Below are 16,690 nucleotides of genomic sequence, written 5' to 3' on the forward strand. Positions count from 1 at the left end.
GTTACTGTCATGAATTTCTGGGACTTTCTCGGCTTTCTCTTCTGGAGCTACATCTTCATCTCCTACCTGATGTTCTTGTTTTGGATCCTTGGGGACATCTTCCGCGACAACACCTTGAACGGGTGGTTGAAGGCCGTCTGGATACTGTGCCTCATTGCCTTCCCCTTCATCACAGCTCTGATCTATTTGATCGCTCGCGGTCAAGGGATGAGCCAACGCCAGACGGCACAGGTGCAGCGCTCCATGTCTGAGACGGAGTCTTACATTCGATCCGTCGCTTCGAGTTCGCCGGCCGATGAAATCTCCAAGGCCAAGTCGCTGCTGGACTCTGGAGCCATCAGCCAGGATGAGTTTGAAGCACTAAAGGCACGTACACTGTCCGGCACGCAACATCACACAGCTGTCTAGCTGCCATTCACCGAGGACCCCATGGACACCCCATCACCCACGTTCGGCGCCTTCCACGCCCGAGCTGTTGCCGGTCGCCAGGCGCGTCAGAGCGCTCCTCGATCCGCTCACTCGGCGTGGAACGCCGGGCCCCAGCGGCAAGATCCCATCGCCGTGTTTAGGGAACAGGGAGCCTCCCGAGTGCCCGAACTCATTCCCATTCGACATGCACGGATGATGGCCTCCCCTTTTACCTTCTTTCGCGGCGCCGCGGCACTGATGGCCATGGATCTTGCGGGGACTCCGGATTCAGGTATTACCGTTCAACTGTGCGGCGATGCTCATCTGTCGAACTTTGGGTTGTTCGCCAGCCCGGAGCGGGCGTTGATCTTCGATATCAATGACTTTGACGAGACACTGCCTGGGCCCTGGGAATGGGATGTCAAACGGCTGGCAGCGAGTTTCGAAGTTGCGGGACGGCACCGCGGATTCTCCAACGCCAAGCGAAACGCGATCGTATGTGCCGTGGTGCGTGGCTACCGGGACCGGATGCACGCCGCAGCGACGGCCCCTGTTTTGACGGCGTGGTATGACCGGGTGGACGCTGGGCAGGTGGGTGCTTGGCTGCGCCTGCAGGACAAGGAAGAGCGTGCGAACAAGAAGGTGCTCAAACGCACCGAGAACTTAATCGCCAAGGCGCGCACCCGGGACAGCCTGCGCGCGTTCGCCAAGCTGGTTGAGGTTTCCAATGGTGATCTGCGCATCAAGGCTGATCCTCCCCTGGTCACGCCACTGGCCGATCTCACACCACCTGGCCGCGAAAGGGAACAAAATACTACGGCCATGGCAGAGCTCCTACGGTCGTACCAAACCACTCTGGTACATCAAAATCATCCAATCAAGGAATTTCACTTCGTCGACATGGCCCGAAAGGTGGTTGGCGTCGGAAGCGTTGGCACCAGGGCCTGGATTCTGCTTCTTTGCGGCCGGGGCAACGATGATCCACTGCTACTGCAAGCTAAGGAGGCCCAGGCTTCCGTGCTCGAACGCTTCCTTCCCGCCAGCAAATATGAAAGCCACGGAGAACGCGTTGTGAGGGGACAGCGACTTATGCAGTCTGCCAGCGACATCTTCCTCGGCTGGCAGCAAGCGGAGTCTTTCGATGGGCAGTTGCGCGACTTTTACATACGCCAGTTGCATGATTGGAAAGGCTCGGCAGACATTGAGTCAATGCCCGCATCAGGGGCACTCTTGTATGCCCAGCTCTGCGGGGAAACCTTGGCCAGGGCCCATGCTCGAACGGGTGACAGGGTGGCAATTGCTGCCTATCTGGGGACAAGCGACCGTTTCGATCGCGCCATTGCCCGGTTCTCAACCATCTACGCGGACCAAAATGAAATCGACTATGCGGAGTTTTGCCGCGCCATCGCCGATGGCCGGCTTGAGAAACCTGCAACGCCCTAGGCGAGGAGCAGTGTTGTCATGACACGAGAGAACAATCCGGATCTATTGGACACCATAGCCCGTCTGACCGGCGAGAATGAGGCGCTCCGGCTAGCCCTAGGCACCAAGGTGGGTCCTTCGATGCTGCCTGCCAGGGGAAAAGGCGTGGCGCATCCCCACCAGCGCAGCTGGGGCTGGACGCTGCTGGCCACCGCGCTCATTGTCATAGGTGCCCTCCTGGCCCCGGTTGCCACAGTCGCCTCCTGGGCCAAGGTGCAGCTCACCAATACGGAATCCTTCGTTGCCACCTATGCCCCCCTGGCCAACGACCCCAGCGTCCAGGCCTATGTGGCAGACCAGGCCGTCAACGTCATCCAGCAGAATGTGGATATTCCCGCACTGACCTCCGACGTCTTTGACGGCATCACAGCATTGGGAACCGGACCGGCCGCAACCCGGGCACTGGAGGCACTTAAGGCGCCGGCGGCCCAGGGCATTGTTTCCCTGGTGCGCTCCACCGTCGGCACGTTCGTGGAGTCCGATGCCTTTGCCCAGGTATGGCGGGAGGCGCTTCGGCTGAGCCACTCCCAACTGATTGCCACCTTGCAAAATGATCCCCAAGCGGCAATGGCTGTTGGCTCGGATGGGTCCGTGGGCATCCAGCTTGGCCCCATCATTGAGCGGGTCAAGGTGGTGCTTCTGGAACGGGGGCTGACATTCGCGGCCCAGATCCCGGCGATTGACCGCACCATCACGGTCTCACAGAATTCCTCCCTGCCCACTCTTCAGCTCTTCTACGGCCTCGCCTTGGCGGCCGGCGCGTGGCTGCCATGGATTGCCCTGCTGTTCCTAGGCGCGGGTGTTGCCGTTGCGCGTCGCAAGTCTCTCGCGCTGGTCTGGGCGGCTGTTGCACTCGGTTTGGGTATGGTCGTCGTCGTTGCTGGCATCGCCATTGGGCGAATCGTCTTTATTGGTTCGGTCTCGCCGTCGCTGATCCCTTCCGGCATGGCACGGACGATCTTCGACGCCGTCACCACAGCGATGAGCTCCACCGGTCTGGCAGTGCTGTTGCTGGCGATCGTCGTGGCCATCACGGCTTGGGCCGCTGGTCCGTTCCCTGTTGCCAGCAGGCTACGAAGCTTTTTCCAGGCCGGGACAACTCGTCTTCGCCAAACGGCCGAACAACACGGCATTACCACCGGGCGGACAGGCCATTGGTTCTATGCCCAACGGACGTTGATCCGCGCCGCCATCGCAGTAATTGCGGCGGCAGTGGTTCTGTTCGTGCGGCCCCTCACCACCGGTCTTATCGTTTGGACGTTGGTGATCTCCGTAGTGGTCTTGGTCATCGTTGAACTTGTCCAGCGCCCTGTGGCACTGGTTCCTTGGACTGGCCAGGACGTCGATGGTCATGCGCGGGCTGTCCCGGCGGTGGATTAGCTCACAGGTTTACGGCTGCCGCATGGGGACGCCCACATCGGCACCGCCTTCGTGGGTGAGTCGGGCCCCCATGGTCACGATTGTCGGGGCCGGCACGAAGCCACCGGCGAATAGTGCTTCGCCCTGCCGGAATCCTGGCGACCTGGCGAACATCGCAGCTGGCACGAACCCGAAGATCGTGGCCAGCTCCTCGAGATCGTGCGGGGAGGACATCTTCATGAGTGCCAGATTGTCGCACTGCGAAATGATGCTGGGGTGGACGCGGGACGGGCGCTGGGTTGAAAGTAGCAGCCACAATCCGAACTTGCGCCCCTCAGCGGCTATCTGGATGATCCGCTCCCTCACGGCAACATTCAACGGGCTGTTCTGTTCCGCCGAGCAGAGGTTGTGGGCCTCGTCAATCACAATGAGGATGGGCCTGCGCTGCTCCCGCTTTTCCCAGAGGTCATCCAGCACGGCCAGCGCCACGACGAGGGATTCGTCGGGGTAGGCGAAGCCGCCAAGATCAAGAACCGTGGCGTCGGGGCGCTCCTCAAGAACATCCGTCACGGCTTTTGCCCCGGCCGCCCAAACCTGCCACTCCGTCACCCGAAGGTTTTCAATGCGGGCCGCCAACGTCTGCGCCGCCTTGCTTTCCCGCGCGCGCAGTGTTGGCACTATCAGCTCTGGAGAGACAATTCCCACTGTTTGTTCCAGGTGAATGAGCTCGTTGTATTCAGCGTGATCCGTGAGTGGATGCAGCCGCAAGACTGCGGCTTTGGACTGCAGCGACATATCCCTGAAGCGAACGCGCAGCGAATCCGGGCCATTTGGCCCTGGCCGCAGGATCTGAATGTCACGGTCAGCAATGACGCTGGCTGCGCCAGCCTGCCCGCCGTGGGAGTTCGGCTCGCTGAGTCTCACGAAGTCGGCATTCGGATCAAGAATCACCATGGGCAGGGCGGAATGGATCAGAATCTGTTCCAGCACAACACCGAGGGCATAGGTTTTTCCTGACCCGCTCTGCCCACACCAAAAAGTGTGCCGGTTGAAGCGGTTCGGGAGCAGTCTGGCCGGGATGTCCCCCCCGCTGACGTATGAGCCTATGACTAACGGGGCCGCCGTGTTGCCATAGAGGAGCTCGATCATGTTCGCCTCAGCATTCCCCATCTCAGCCAGGGCAAAGGGCATGGTCTTGCGAGCCTCCAGCGTCCCGCTTTCTGAGATGGCGCCGAGAATTCTCCCCCCGCCACTGAGTGTGCCCCCGATTGAAAATTCAATATTTTCGACCTGGCCGAGCTGGATCCTCTCCGAATCGCTACCCAAGGTGACGAAGGTGCCGGGTTCCACTGCTGATTCGATCGGGGCGGTAAATTGAAAACGCCGCCCGTCAAGCGAAACTGCTTTGGAGCGGTCAAGTGTCGGTGAGTCTCCAACGGCCATGGTTTGGTCTTCCATCCTTGTATCCATCCGGTGTCTGCGTCCTGAACGTCAGAATAGCCGTACAAGTCCGTCTTGACTAGGCGTCCTTCTGCGTTGCAAGCACTTCGATGGGTGTGTGGTTCCGCTGCTGTTTGCCCTTCACTGTCGACGACGGCGAACGCCTTCCCGATGCCTCTAAGCGAGAACCGGGCCCATTTGTGATGCCGCAGCTTCACCCGCCGCGGATGAGGCGGCACTCCTGGGGGCGGGCATACCGTTGATGACGTCGTGACCGGGGTTTTCCCGGTCAAGGTGCGATCCCGGAAGGCGGCAGCGTAATGGAAATCGGTGGGGTGATCGAGACCGTCGGTGAGGTTGTGGATGCAATCGGAGTGCTCGCGATCATCGTTGGAGTGGCGTACGCCATCGTGGACGCGGGAATCCGAGGCATGCGCAAGCAGCACCCGATCTACTCCAGATTTCGGCGTGTACTGGGGCGGGCAATCTTGCTGGGCCTGGAACTACTGGTCGCGGCAGACATCATCAAGACTGTCGCGGTGACGCCGACGCTCGAGTCTGTCACGGTGCTTGGTGTCATAGTACTTATCCGGACCTTCCTCAGTTGGACCCTCGAACTGGAAATGTCCGGCAGGTGGCCCTGGCAAAAGCCCGCCGAGGCCCCCGTGGCGTCAGGTCAATGAGAGGACAACGGTCAGCAGCATGAACAGTCATGCATCAACACCCCCGTCCAAACCATGGGTATGGACTGGCTGGGTCTCATCCTCAGCGCACGCGCAACCCGGTGCTGACAGTCGCCAGCACCGGGGTCGGCAACTATCCGAGCAACGTCGCTTTGGCTGCGGTGAATTCATCGGCTGAGGGAATTCTCTGCTGGTGCATGGCCGCGAGTTGAGCGGCAGCATCCATTGGCAACTGCTGTTGTTCGCAGGCCTGCGCTTCGGCGGCTTGTTGCGCTTTTGCCGCTTGGCGGGACTGGATTCTTCCGGAGACCGCGGTAGCGGTTCCGGAAAATGACAGCCGTGGTTGCGGCCGCGCGAAGGAGCCCTCCGCAACCGATGCGTCGACCGAGCTCGACCACCTCAAGTCCCGCCAGACCGTATGCGTCGGCAATTTCCTCGCGTTCCAGAACCCGTAGGTCACCGTCCCGGGAGCGCGACACGAACAGCAGGTCAAGCAGCCGCACGCTGCCGGCCTGGACGAGATCCAGAATCGCGTCGACAACCTCGGTGCCGGGGCGTTCACCAGCGAAGCCGATGAGGTAGACCTCGACCGAGCCATATTTGAAGTTGGCATCACCCGTTGCAGACGTGCCTCCAGCGCCATCCGCATTGTTCATTTGTTCTTCCTCCCAGCGTGTGAAACCAAGCGAGTCCGCTCCCACGTAACGACAGACCGGCGGCAGAGCTGAGGAGGATCCCTTTGGGCACGGTACTGGGCGCCACGTCCACCGCTATGGGGAGAAGGGGACCGAGAGCTGCCCTCAGTTCGACGCACGCCCGCGTTTGAGGGAATTCGAAGGACTGCTGAGCAGGCACCTCACCTTACGGTTCTCATCCGCACCGGATGACGACCAGGAAGAACCACCTCGGTAGTTTTAGGTGATGGATTCCACGCTCACGGCAAATCTGATTTGGGCTGCAGCCTTCCTTGCCGACCTGGCGATCAAGGTGGTCGCCCTGATCGCAATTCCGCGGCGGCGAAAACCAACTGCAGCGATGGCTTGGCTGTTGGCGATCTTCCTGATTCCCTTCGTGGGGATACTGTTCTTTCTCTTGCTCGGAAGCTTCCGGCTGCCACGGGCGCGGAGGGACGAACAAGCCCGCATCGATGATCTGATCGCAGCGCGCGTCGCGGATGCCGGTATCGATACGGGGGCGGATGCCGCCGACTGGCCGCGCTGGTTCCGGCGGGTGGTGACGCAAAATACTGCGCTCACCGCCCTGCCCGCAGTCACCGGAAACGATGCCCGGCTGATTGCCGACTACGACGCCTCGATAGCAGAGATGGCATCCGCGATCGAGCGCGCGACACGATTCGTCCATGTCGAGTTCTATATTGTTTCCTTGGATGCCACAACGGCCCCGTTCTTTGCCGCGATGGAACGTGCTGTGAAGCGCGGCGTCGTCGTGCGGCTGCTCGCTGACCACGTCGCCTCGAAACGCGTCGCGAACGCGACCGAGACGTTCGCGGAACTGGACCGCATCGGAGTCGTGTGGGCCTGGATGCTGCCGGTCATGCCGATGAAGGGCAAATACCAGCGACCGGATCTTCGCAATCATCGCAAGCTCGTCGTCGTCGACGGTCTGGTGGCTTTCATGGGGTCTCAAAACCTCATCGACCGCACCTATAACGCGCCAAAGAACATTGCGCGCGGCCTGAAATGGCAAGAGCTGGTGGTGCGGCTGTCTGGGCCCGTCGTGGCATCCGTGAACACGGTGTTCCTCTCCGACTGGCTGATCGAGACCACCAATCTTGTGGACGAAGAGCACGTCCCCGCTGCCGCCGTGCCTGTGACCTCCGGTCAACTCGTCTGCCAAGTTGTGCCGAGCGGTCCTGGATACGACATGGAGAACAATCTGCGCATGTTTTTGTCCCTGATCTACGGCGCCACTGAGCGGGTTATTCTGACGAGCCCATACTTCGTACCCGACGAGGCCATGGTCTACGCGATCACCACCGCCTGCCAGCGCGGATTGGAGGTTCAGTTGTTTGTGTCCGAAATCGGAGACCAGGGCCTCGTCTATCACGCGCAGCGTTCGTACTACGGCGTGCTGCTGGAAGCCGGGGTCAGAATCTTCCTCTATCCGGAGCCATACATCCTGCATTCCAAGCACTTTTCGATCGACGACGACATCGCGGTCATTGGATCGAGCAACATGGACATCCGCTCCTTCAGTCTCAACGCAGAGGTGTCGCTCCTCGTTCGAGGACGTTCCTTTGTCACGGCGATGCGTGACGTGGAGCAGGAGTATCGGCAGGCGGGACGCGAACTCACCCTCGAGGAATGGCGGCAGGAGCCCCGCAAGGCCACTTTCCTGGACGGTCTCGCGCGGTTGACCTCAGCCTTGAACTGAACGGTCCGTCACGGAACAGCTCCGGCGCGTTGCGCCAGAGCACTCCCCCGCAGCGGGTCTTTGGACTCTATTGGCGCTGCCCCCGCCAGCCTAGGCTCAGACCATGACGAACAAACCAGCCAATGCCCCCGCCGAGGAACTAGATGCCCATGAATGCTGGGCATTTCTTCGGGGCGTTTCCGTGGGGCGACTGGCGGTCTGGGACACTGACCATCCCGACATCTTCCCCATAAACTATGCGGTGGACCACGGCTCACTGGTGTTTCGCACGGGTCTTGGGACCAAGCTCGACGCGGCCCTCGGTGAAACGCCCGTTGCCTTTGAGGCCGACGGCGTCGATCCGGTCAGCGCCGTCGCCTGGAGCGTTGTGGCCAAGGGCAGTGCAAGGCGCCTCGACTCAACGGAAGATGTCCTGGCCAGTTTTTCGATCATGCTCTTCCCCTGGCAATCCGGACACAAGGACACGTTCATCCGCATTGAGCCAACATCGATCACGGGCCGAAAATTCGTGGTGGCCGATCCCGCGCAGTGGTGGACAGCCCAAGCCACAGCAACCCGTACCAGCCCGGAATGACTGTTCTGTACCTCAAACTCGAAGTTCTCCTCCGAAAAGCAACAAAGCACCATTGTCGGTAGCGGAAACATGGCGCGATCCATCGCCGTTCGCATGCTTGAGGCTAGGCACTCCGTACAGATATTGGGACGTAACGGGGAAAGACCCGCGAGCTCGTAGAGATCCTCGGAGCCGGAGCCCAAGGCGGCGGGGAAGGTGCCGTCATTGAAGGCGGCATCGTTGTTCTTGCGGTCCCCTTTGACAGCCTCACTACCCCTGAGGGAAGCTCTGCAGCGGAAGAAATCGCCCGTCACGTCAGCCCCGCACACAAGAACTTCAACTGGGACACCTCCTTGAACCTCCTCCCCTAAACAGTCCATGAACCCAGCGCCCAACACGTGAACCGGAAAGTGACAATGACCTTCATTCGTACCCACCTCATGATCACTGCCACCCTTGCGGTGGGGTGCTTGGTGCTTATTTTGCTGGGCGTGGGTCAAGGCGGTGCTGCACAACTGCTGGCAAGTGTGTTTGCAGGCTGCGCCGCGATTTCACGTGGCGCAGCCATGATCCGTGACATGGTGCATGGCCGTTGGGGTGTTGACCTGCTGGCCGTGACTGCAATCGTTAGCACCATTGTGGTCGGAGAGTACATCGCGTCGCTCATCGTCGTGCTGATGCTTTCCGGGGGAACAGCCTTGGAGAAGTACGCGTCCGGCAGAGCTCAAGCGGAACTGACCGCACTGCTGAACCGCGCCCCTCAATCGGCGCATCGCGAAGGCAGGGGCGGGGTCTTGGCGGATATTGCCGTCAGGGAGGTGGCGGTGGGGGACATTTTGCTGATCCGGCCCGCCGAAGTGGTTCCCGTCGATGGTCGCCTGTTGTCAACGGCGGCGTCCTTTGATGAATCGGCCATTACCGGCGAAAGCCTGCCGGTAGAACTGGGTCAGGGCGATGGCATCCTCAGCGGTTCCCTCAACGGGCCGGTGGCTGTCCAGATGGAAGCCACCGCAACGGCTGACGATTCTCAATACAGCCGGATTGTGGCGCTGGTGCAGGGTGCAGCCAGCAGCCGGGCGCCAGTGGTCCGCCTGGCAGACCGGTATGCCGTGCCGTTTACGCTGCTGTCCTTGGTGATAGCAGGTGTTGCCTGGCTGCTCAGCGGAGACGCGCTTCGATTCGCAGAGGTGCTGGTGGTTGCCACGCCTTGCCCGCTGCTCATTGCGGCCCCGGTAGCCTTTTTGGGTGGCATGAGCAGGTCTGCGCGGAATGGAATCATTGTTAAAAGTGGTGGCACTCTTGAGCAGCTTGCCAAGGTGGCCACTGTTGTCTTCGACAAGACCGGAACCCTCACGCAGGGCCGGCCCACCCTGGAGGAAGTAAGGGTCGCCGCCAATAGCCGCGGTTTTCCCAACGCCGATGAGCTGCTTGTTCTGGCCGCATCTGCCGAACAGTACTCTTCCCATGTCCTTGCCTCATCGGTAGTCAATGCGGCACTAAATCGCGGACTGTCACTCACCCACGCCAAGGAGGCTGTTGAACATGCAACCGACGGAGTTTCTGCCCTTGTAGGGGACCACTGGGTTGTGGTGGGCAAACGTTCCTTCGTCTCCCAGAACACCGGCTTGGTCCCGGAGCCGGAACTCACCGGCGGCCAGCTCGCGGTCTATGTGGGAGCCGATTCTCGCTACCTGGGTGCGCTGATCATGAGTGATCCACTGCGGGAGAACGCCGTAGAAACACTTGCCAGCCTCCGCGACTTGGGCGTTGCCCACACTTTGATGGTCACAGGCGATGCCCTATCGACGGCGGAGCACATCGCCGGCCAAGCGGGAATCTCGCAGGTCCGTGCCGGCTGCCGTCCAGCAGATAAAGTCACAATAGTGCGGGGTGTTCTCCAACGGCCTGTCATGATGGTTGGCGACGGCATCAACGACGCCCCCGTGTTGGCTGCTGCCGACGTCGGTGTGGCCATGGGTGCCAAAGGGTCCACCGCTGCCAGTGAATCCGCCCATGTGGTGATCATGGTGGACGACCTCTCGAAGGTGGCCAGCGCCGTCCGCATTGGCAAGGATACGGTCCGGATTGCCGTCCAGAGCATTTGGATCGGAATACTGCTGAGTCTTGGCTTAATGCTGTTCGCCGCTGCCGGGCTGATCCCCGCCGTTGCCGGCGCCCTGAGCCAGGAACTGGTGGATCTGGCCACCATCTTCAACGCACTGCGAGCACTCAAATGGGGTGAGCGCTCGTCCGCCCGCGCGAGCGCCCGGGTGCATTACAGTCCCCCACACCAACTGGTTCAGAAATGACGCGGGCTTCCCGGAGGACTTTGTGCCCTTGTTGGCCAATGGTAGGTAAGACAGACTGGCAGGACAGCTACGGAGGGAAACGACGACGATGGATGGGCTAACTGCCTCCGACCCGCAAAACATCGCCACGGCCACGGCACCGGCACCGGCACCGATCACCGTTTTTATTCTCGACGATCACGAACTTGTGAGGCGAGGGCTCAAAGAACTGCTTGAAGGTGAGGGCTTCAAAGTTATTGGGTCCACCGGCTCCGCACTGGAAGCAACCAGGCGCATCCCGGCCCTGCAACCCGACGTTTCGGTATTGGATGCCCGGCTGCCCGATGGTACCGGCATAGAGGTCTGCCGTGATGTCCGGTCGGTGGATCCCACGTTGCAATGCTTGATTCTCACCAGCTACGACGACGAGCAGGCCCTGCGTGGAGCTGTGCTGGCTGGCGCCTCAGGTTACGTGCTGAAGGAAATTGACGGCACGGATCTGCTTTCCTCCCTGCGCCGCACCGCCAAGGGTGAATCCCTTTTCAACCCCGACGTCCTGGCGAAAGTAGTTCAGGGCCTCGCCGAGCCTGAACGGATGGATCCGCGGATCTCCGCACTGACCCCGCAGGAAGGGCGCGTACTGAAACTCATTGGACGCGGATTGACCAATCGTGAGATTGGCAGTGAAATGTTTCTGGCCGAGAAAACTGTCAAGAACTATGTGTCCTCACTACTGGCAAAACTGGGTTTTGAGCGACGCACGCAGGCAGCCATTTTTATCACAGACACCCGATGGCAAGCCCCTGAATATCGTCAATGAGCATCGGCTGCGGGTACACGCCAGGTCAGCCGGGTTCCGGTATTTTCGCCGCTCTCCAGGTCAAAGGTTCCGTGCAGAATCTCGGCCCGCTGTTCCATGTTCAGCAGCCCGCTTCGGTGAACCAGATTCCCCACGCCAATGCCGTCGTCGTCAATGGTGACGCTCACATGCTCCGAGGTCACCTCAACGTAAACCTCTATTGCCCCTGCGTCGGAATGCCGCACGGCGTTGCTTAGCCCTTCGGACAGCACCGCTAGCAGGTGCTTGGCTGTTTCCTCGGAAATCGCAGAGTCTATGGGCCCGGCCAAATTCAGCCGGGGAGCGAAGGCAAGCGTTTTGGCGGCAGTGCGAACTGTCCTCAGGATCAGGTCGCTCAGCAGCTCCGTCTCACCAGAGCTGACCCGCAACGAGTAAATGGTATTTCGCAAGTCCCGAATGGTTTCATCAAGTTCAGTGGTGACAGCCCTAATTCTCTGGGACGCCGTCTTGTCCGTAATGAACCGCTGCAAACTCTGAATACTGAGGCCTGCGGCGAAGAGACGCTGAATGACCACGTCGTGCAAGTCCCTTGCAATACGGTCCCGATCCGTGAAAACCATGATCTGTTCACGGAGTCTGTGCGTTCTGGCTAGTTCCAAGGCCAAGGCGACGTGGGATCCAAACACGGCGCTCATCTCCACCACAATCTTGGAGTAGCTCCCAGAGCCTTGGCTGCGTGCCAGGATCAACAAGCCCTGGTTGGGGCCTTGGGGGCCCAACGCAATGACAATGATCGGCCCAAACGCTGCCCCGTCCTGCGCGCCGAGCAGATCAGTGGCGTCCTCGAAGACAGTAGGTACGCCGGTCCTTAGGACCTCCGCGATCTCCGGGGAGTCCAAAGCCAGGGAGCGGCCAGCCAGGAGCGGAGCCCGTTCGCCCGCGGCCGCGGCCACATACAGCTCAGGGCCGAGCTCGGAAGAAACCCCAATCATGGTCAGGGCAGAGTCAGACTCTGCCAAAGCAGTGGCCGCAATCATGTCCAGACTGCTTTCAGTGATGTTGCGTTCATCATCCATCATCTTGCCTGTGACATCCATGCACGCCTCCAGCCAACGTGAACGGCGCCTCGCGTCTTCAAACAAACGAGCATTTTCAATGGCAACCCCAGCAGCAGCGGCCAGGGCTACGGCCAATTCCTCATCCTCGGCCGTGAAGTCTTCACCGCCTGCCTTTTCCGTCAGATACAGGTTCCCAAAAACCTTTCCCCTCACTCGCACGGGGACGCCCAGAAAGGACACCATGGGCGGGTGGTGTTCGGGGAACCCGTAGGAGGCGGGGTGATCGTGTAAATCGTGCAGTCGCAACGGGTGCGGGTCACTTGTCAACAGGCCCAAGACGCCGTGTCCTGTGGGTAGGGGGCCTATCTTGGTTATGAGTTCCTGATCTATGCCAACGGTAATGAAATGGCTCAGCGATTGGTCCTCACCAATCACTCCCAGCGCAGCGTAGCGGGCGTTCAAAAGTGTGCAGGCAGACTTCACCACCCTCTCCAGCACCGCATCCAAGCTGAGATCCTCCGCCACGGAAACCACTGCTTCCAGCAGTCCGCGCATCCTTTCCTGCGTGGAGAGCAGTTCGCCAGCTCGGTCCACAAACTCCCGCAACAGGTCCTCAATTCGGGTGCCTGCAACGGCCGGCAACAGTGGCACCGACTTGTCCGCATCAGAATGCTGCACCAGACCCACCTTCAATCGACCATTGGCCGTTGTGTCAAAAGCCTCAAGAACCCGGCCACTCCTCACAGGCTACCCCCGTTGCCGGCCGGCGTCCGCGGTCAGCAGGCCAGGCACCTCCCATTGGGGCCGAGGCTGGGGACTTTGTACTCTACGTTCACAGGACCAAAGGGCCTAGAGTCGATCCCATGACTATTAAGACGCCACCATCAGGGACCACACCGGAGATTGACTCGCTGTCACAGGACCAATGCTGGCAATTGCTGCGCGGAGCGGTCATTGGGCGCCTGGCAGTTGTGACCGAGGATCACCCCGACATTTTTCCCATCAACTACGCAGTGGACAACGAGTCACTCGTGTTTCGAACCGCCGAAGGCACCAAACTCGCCGGCTCCACCAGCAACACCCCAGTTGCCTTTGAAATCGATGGCTACGATCCCTCAACAGAGCAGGCGTGGAGCGTTGTTCTGCGGGGCACGGTCCTTGCGATCAGGGCTGGTTCCGGGCTTGCCGAGGCGGAAACCCTCACACTGGAGCCCTGGCAGGGCGGCATCAAGAACCACCTGATGCGGATCCTGCCCCTGAACCTCAGCGGCCGGAGGTTCAAGGTCACCCGACCTGATATTTGGAGTACACCTTTGTCCGATGCACGGCGCGCGTCTTTCGAGTAGCGCCAGCACGAGCCGCTTGGCTGGCACTCATGCCAGCCAAGCCTGCCAAGCCTGCCACTATCAAGATGAAGTGGTGCCGGGCCCCAGGATTTCAGTCCCGCTCTTTCCGTCCATGATCGCGCCAAGATTGTCCAGGGAGCCGATGAGGGCGCGCCCACCACTGGCTGTCACGAAGTCCGCTGCTGCCCTGACCTTGGGCCCAATGGACCCGTCCGGGAAGCAGTTTCCCTCAATGTCCTGGATTTTCAGGGTCTTGAGGAGTTCTTCGCTCGGCGTCCCAAAATTGCTCATGACACCCTGGACATCCGTCAAAATAACCAGCATCTGCGCATCAATGTCGACCGCGACCCTGGCGGCAACGTAGTCCTTGTCCACGATCCCCTCGATCCCACGAAAACCGGGCCCATCGGGCACAACCGGGACGCCGCCGCCGCCCGCCAGGACCACCGTTGCACCGGCGTCGAGCAGCAACATTGCCTGTGCGCTCTCAAGAATACGGATGGGCAGCGGTGACGGAACCACCCTGCGCCAACCGGAACCATCGGCTGCGACAGTCCAATCGTGCTTCCTCGCAAGAGCGTGCGCGCCGGACTCGTCATACATTGATCCGACGAACTTCGTCGGCACCAACAGGCGCGGATCTGTGGGATCCACAAGAGTCCGCGAGACGAGCACCACAACATCCTTGGCCAGTCCCGCGTGGCCCAAGGCTTCCTGCAACCAGTAACCAATCAGTCCCTGGCTTTCAGCAACCAAGTCCCACAGAGGGTAGGGGGAAGTCAGTGAACTATCATCGCCTGTCTGCATCGCCAACAAGCCAACCTGCGGACCATTGCCGTGAACAATGACCACCTCATGTTCTGCGGCAAGTGCCACCAGTGCTGGCGCAGCCAAAGCTAGGCGGACGACCTGGGTCTTGGCATCCGGTATCTCTCCCCGGTGAAGAAGCGCGTTGCCGCCAATAGCTACTACAAGGCGCATGCTTAGAAACCCCTTGGGGAGATCTGCACAGGCGCTGGCATTTGCTGGCCTGCGCCCAGGTCCTTGGACTGTTGGGCGGCTGTGCCTGCATATTCCTGTTGCGTTATGACAAGGGGGCACGGAACATCCAAAAGGAGCTGCTGCGTAACCGAGCCCATGAGCGCATGGTGTGTGGCTCCCCTGCCGCGGTTTCCCACCACGAGCATGGCAGCACCTTTCCCTGCCTCGATGAGCACCTGCGCCGGCACATCGTGTTGCTCGAATCGATCGAAAACTGTGAGGTGTATGTGCCGGGCACGCACAGCGGCCACAACAGTTTCCAAGATCATGCGCCCCTGCGTGCCAATTTGCTGATTTTCCAAGGATCCGTCGGCACTGGGATGCACCCACCTTGCCGGGGAATGTGAGACACAAATGACTGTGAGGTCCTGCCGAGTGTGTGCAGCCTCCGCGGCAGCAAAATACGCGGCGGCCATGGACTCAGGAGAACCATCAATACCAACCACGACGCCGGTACGCACGGAGCTCCCGGGTTCGGGGATGACTGCCACGGGACATCGCCCGATCATGGCGAGTTGAACATTGAGCGTGCCGAATTCCTCACCGTAAACATCGGCTGTTCTGTCCGTCCCGACTACCACCATGGAGGAACGAGCAGAAAGTTCTGCCAACACTTGGGCAGGCTCGCCAAAGAGGAGGCTGCTGCGCACCTCCACAGCGGGGGCCAACCCGCGCACACTGTTGGCTTCACTGTCCAACATGCCCTCGAGAGACCCCCGGACACTCTGGTATTCAACCCGCTCCGGCAAGACCAAATAATCCGGCACGGCGTGGACCAGCAGAAGCGGCAGTTTTTGTCGCTGGGCCCGTCGCGCTGCCCATTCGAGGGCGGCACGACTGGCGGGTGAACCATCCACCCCCACCATTATCTGAGGTTCTAAGACCATGAGTGGTCAGCCTTTCTAGTTTTGCAAGGTCAGTGGCTCCGGACAATCCCCCACGAATCTCTCGGGCCCGAGTCAGCCCTGGATGACAGTGGATCTTTAGGTTGATGACATCTGCTGTTACTGACGCTCCCCCAGACCCAGGCGGACTGCGTCACCGGGCACCAGATCCACTACGTCGATTTGGCAGGGATTCGGTCCCGAAGGGCCACAACCGTGTGCGTGACGCGTGAATGAGTAGCCTCGGCAGCCCGTTCGGCGCGAAATTCATTGCTGAACCCCAATTCGACACTCACCAACAACATGACAGCAATGACCACCGAATGCGTGGCATCCCCCAGGAGATTTCAGCACCCTCCACGAGCTGGCCTTATGCGTCCCCAACGCTGAGGTGGCTGGTTCCGGTGATGGAACGTTGTGTTAGTTTCGCCGCCTCAGCTGTCTCTGACGGGAGCGTCGCCGTCCCCATGAGTTGCACCCACCGACACCGGCACCCTCACTGCATCCCTCTCACCGTGAACAACCAGGACGGGACAGCTTGCATGTTCGGCGCAGGCCGAACTGACGGATCCCAACAGCATGCCCGCGAATCCACCGTGTCCACGGGAGCCCACAATGAGCATCCGCGCGGACTTGCTGTGCTCCATCAACACTTTGGCGGGCGTACCGCGGACACACACCCCGCTAAACCCTTCGGGTGGGTTGCCGCCAAAGGCCTCCTGCACGGCGTCCTTGAGAATCTGGCGTGCACCTTCATCAGGGTCCCAGTCGGGGACTATGTACGAGCCAAAAACCGTCTCCATGTGCCAAGCCGTGACGGCGGTGATGGTTGCATCCAATGCTTGCGCCAACGTTTGTGCCCACTGGAGTGCCAGCACTGACTGGGGCGATCCGTCCACACCGACCACGATGCGCGGGCCGTCGTGGATTGTCTTTTCTTGCATGGCGTGATCCA

The 16,690-nt window shown here is 60.5% G+C and carries 15 protein-coding genes; 9 read left to right on the top strand and 6 right to left on the bottom strand.

From position 1 onward, the window contains the following. Positions 1-9: 9 nt before the first annotated feature. Genes CVS27_RS14540 through CVS27_RS14550 form a run of 3 tightly spaced genes read left to right on the top strand, consistent with a single transcriptional unit; the run spans position 10 to position 3,270 of the window. Complete coding sequence (locus CVS27_RS14540; RefSeq protein ID WP_103466534.1) at positions 10-408, top strand: SHOCT domain-containing protein; 399 nt, start codon at positions 10-12, stop codon at positions 406-408. Positions 409-429: 21 nt separating this feature from the next. Continuing rightward, on the top strand, positions 430-1,851 hold the full coding sequence (locus CVS27_RS14545) for a DUF2252 domain-containing protein (protein WP_103466535.1): 1,422 nt from the start codon (positions 430-432) through the stop codon (positions 1,849-1,851). An 18-nt stretch (positions 1,852-1,869) separates the two neighbouring features. Then, complete coding sequence (locus CVS27_RS14550; protein WP_243400200.1) at positions 1,870-3,270, top strand: hypothetical protein; 1,401 nt, start codon at positions 1,870-1,872, stop codon at positions 3,268-3,270. A gap of 9 nt (positions 3,271-3,279) precedes the next feature. Here the strand turns inward: CVS27_RS14550 and CVS27_RS14555 are convergent, their stop codons facing one another. Further along, entirely contained in the window at positions 3,280-4,707 is a 1,428-nt protein-coding gene (locus CVS27_RS14555) for an ATP-binding protein (RefSeq protein WP_243400201.1), read from the bottom strand. 302 nt (positions 4,708-5,009) lie between these two features. Here CVS27_RS14555 and CVS27_RS14560 point away from each other — a divergent pair, with 302 nt between their 5' ends. Then, entirely contained in the window at positions 5,010-5,372 is a 363-nt protein-coding gene (locus CVS27_RS14560) for a DUF1622 domain-containing protein (RefSeq protein ID WP_103466537.1), read from the top strand. Between the two features lie 167 nt (positions 5,373-5,539). Here CVS27_RS14560 and CVS27_RS21300 read toward each other — a convergent pair whose 3' ends face one another. Then, positions 5,540-6,028 (bottom strand): DUF6325 family protein, encoded by a 489-nt coding sequence (locus CVS27_RS21300; protein ID WP_243400202.1) that lies wholly within the window; start codon positions 6,026-6,028, stop codon positions 5,540-5,542. Between the two features lie 265 nt (positions 6,029-6,293). Between CVS27_RS21300 and cls the strand changes: the two genes are divergently transcribed. The 4 genes from cls (at position 6,294) to CVS27_RS14585 (ending at position 11,427) form a co-directional block, all read left to right on the top strand. After that, positions 6,294-7,766: a cardiolipin synthase gene (cls, locus tag CVS27_RS14570; RefSeq protein WP_103466539.1), complete on the top strand. Its 1,473-nt coding sequence runs from the start codon at positions 6,294-6,296 to the stop codon at positions 7,764-7,766. Between the two features lie 103 nt (positions 7,767-7,869). After that, on the top strand, positions 7,870-8,340 hold the full coding sequence (locus tag CVS27_RS14575) for a pyridoxamine 5'-phosphate oxidase family protein (protein ID WP_103466541.1): 471 nt from the start codon (positions 7,870-7,872) through the stop codon (positions 8,338-8,340). Between the two features lie 395 nt (positions 8,341-8,735). Then, on the top strand, positions 8,736-10,628 hold the full coding sequence (locus CVS27_RS14580; protein WP_103466543.1) for a heavy metal translocating P-type ATPase: 1,893 nt from the start codon (positions 8,736-8,738) through the stop codon (positions 10,626-10,628). An 88-nt stretch (positions 10,629-10,716) separates the two neighbouring features. Then, the gene (locus CVS27_RS14585) at positions 10,717-11,427 is read left to right on the top strand and encodes a response regulator (protein WP_103466545.1); all 711 of its coding nucleotides are present in this window, start codon (positions 10,717-10,719) and stop codon (positions 11,425-11,427) included. Here the strand turns inward: CVS27_RS14585 and CVS27_RS14590 are convergent. After that, on the bottom strand, positions 11,421-13,142 hold the full coding sequence (locus tag CVS27_RS14590; RefSeq protein WP_306418503.1) for a GAF domain-containing sensor histidine kinase: 1,722 nt from the start codon (positions 13,140-13,142) through the stop codon (positions 11,421-11,423). The two genes, CVS27_RS14585 and CVS27_RS14590, sit on opposite strands and share 7 nt — an antisense overlap. 185 nt (positions 13,143-13,327) lie before the next feature. On the opposite strand from CVS27_RS14590, the gene CVS27_RS14595 reads away from it, so the two are divergent. Beyond that, on the top strand, positions 13,328-13,810 hold the full coding sequence (locus tag CVS27_RS14595; protein WP_103466547.1) for a pyridoxamine 5'-phosphate oxidase family protein: 483 nt from the start codon (positions 13,328-13,330) through the stop codon (positions 13,808-13,810). A gap of 60 nt (positions 13,811-13,870) precedes the next feature. Here CVS27_RS14595 and CVS27_RS14600 read toward each other — a convergent pair whose 3' ends face one another. The 3 genes from CVS27_RS14600 to CVS27_RS14610 form a co-directional block, all read right to left on the bottom strand. After that, the gene (locus CVS27_RS14600; protein WP_103466549.1) at positions 13,871-14,791 is read right to left on the bottom strand and encodes an amino acid kinase family protein; all 921 of its coding nucleotides are present in this window, start codon (positions 14,789-14,791) and stop codon (positions 13,871-13,873) included. Between the two features lie 2 nt (positions 14,792-14,793). After that, entirely contained in the window at positions 14,794-15,738 is a 945-nt protein-coding gene (locus tag CVS27_RS14605; RefSeq protein WP_103466551.1) for a universal stress protein, read from the bottom strand. Positions 15,739-16,169: 431 nt separating this feature from the next. After that, positions 16,170-16,679, bottom strand: a complete 510-nt coding sequence (locus CVS27_RS14610) for a universal stress protein (RefSeq protein ID WP_103466553.1) — start codon at positions 16,677-16,679, stop codon at positions 16,170-16,172. Positions 16,680-16,690: the final 11 nt, after the last annotated feature.

Origin of the sequence: Arthrobacter glacialis (assembly GCF_002909445.1) — a bacterium.
Lineage (GTDB): Bacteria > Actinomycetota > Actinomycetes > Actinomycetales > Micrococcaceae > Specibacter > Specibacter glacialis.

Coding starts and splice junctions, on each gene's coding strand:
- CVS27_RS14540 (WP_103466534.1), top strand. CDS start 10: ATGAATTTCTGGGACTTTCTCGGCTTTCTCTTCTGGAGCTACATCTTC.
- CVS27_RS14545 (WP_103466535.1), top strand. CDS start 430: ATGGACACCCCATCACCCACGTTCGGCGCCTTCCACGCCCGAGCTGTT.
- CVS27_RS14550 (WP_243400200.1), top strand. CDS start 1,870: ATGACACGAGAGAACAATCCGGATCTATTGGACACCATAGCCCGTCTG.
- CVS27_RS14555 (WP_243400201.1), bottom strand. CDS start 4,707: ATGGAAGACCAAACCATGGCCGTTGGAGACTCACCGACACTTGACCGC.
- CVS27_RS14560 (WP_103466537.1), top strand. CDS start 5,010: ATGGAAATCGGTGGGGTGATCGAGACCGTCGGTGAGGTTGTGGATGCA.
- CVS27_RS21300 (WP_243400202.1), bottom strand. CDS start 6,028: ATGAACAATGCGGATGGCGCTGGAGGCACGTCTGCAACGGGTGATGCC.
- cls (WP_103466539.1), top strand. CDS start 6,294: ATGGATTCCACGCTCACGGCAAATCTGATTTGGGCTGCAGCCTTCCTT.
- CVS27_RS14575 (WP_103466541.1), top strand. CDS start 7,870: ATGACGAACAAACCAGCCAATGCCCCCGCCGAGGAACTAGATGCCCAT.
- CVS27_RS14580 (WP_103466543.1), top strand. CDS start 8,736: ATGACCTTCATTCGTACCCACCTCATGATCACTGCCACCCTTGCGGTG.
- CVS27_RS14585 (WP_103466545.1), top strand. CDS start 10,717: ATGGATGGGCTAACTGCCTCCGACCCGCAAAACATCGCCACGGCCACG.
- CVS27_RS14595 (WP_103466547.1), top strand. CDS start 13,328: ATGACTATTAAGACGCCACCATCAGGGACCACACCGGAGATTGACTCG.
- CVS27_RS14600 (WP_103466549.1), bottom strand. CDS start 14,791: ATGCGCCTTGTAGTAGCTATTGGCGGCAACGCGCTTCTTCACCGGGGA.
- CVS27_RS14605 (WP_103466551.1), bottom strand. CDS start 15,738: ATGGTCTTAGAACCTCAGATAATGGTGGGGGTGGATGGTTCACCCGCC.
- CVS27_RS14610 (WP_103466553.1), bottom strand. CDS start 16,679: ATGCAAGAAAAGACAATCCACGACGGCCCGCGCATCGTGGTCGGTGTG.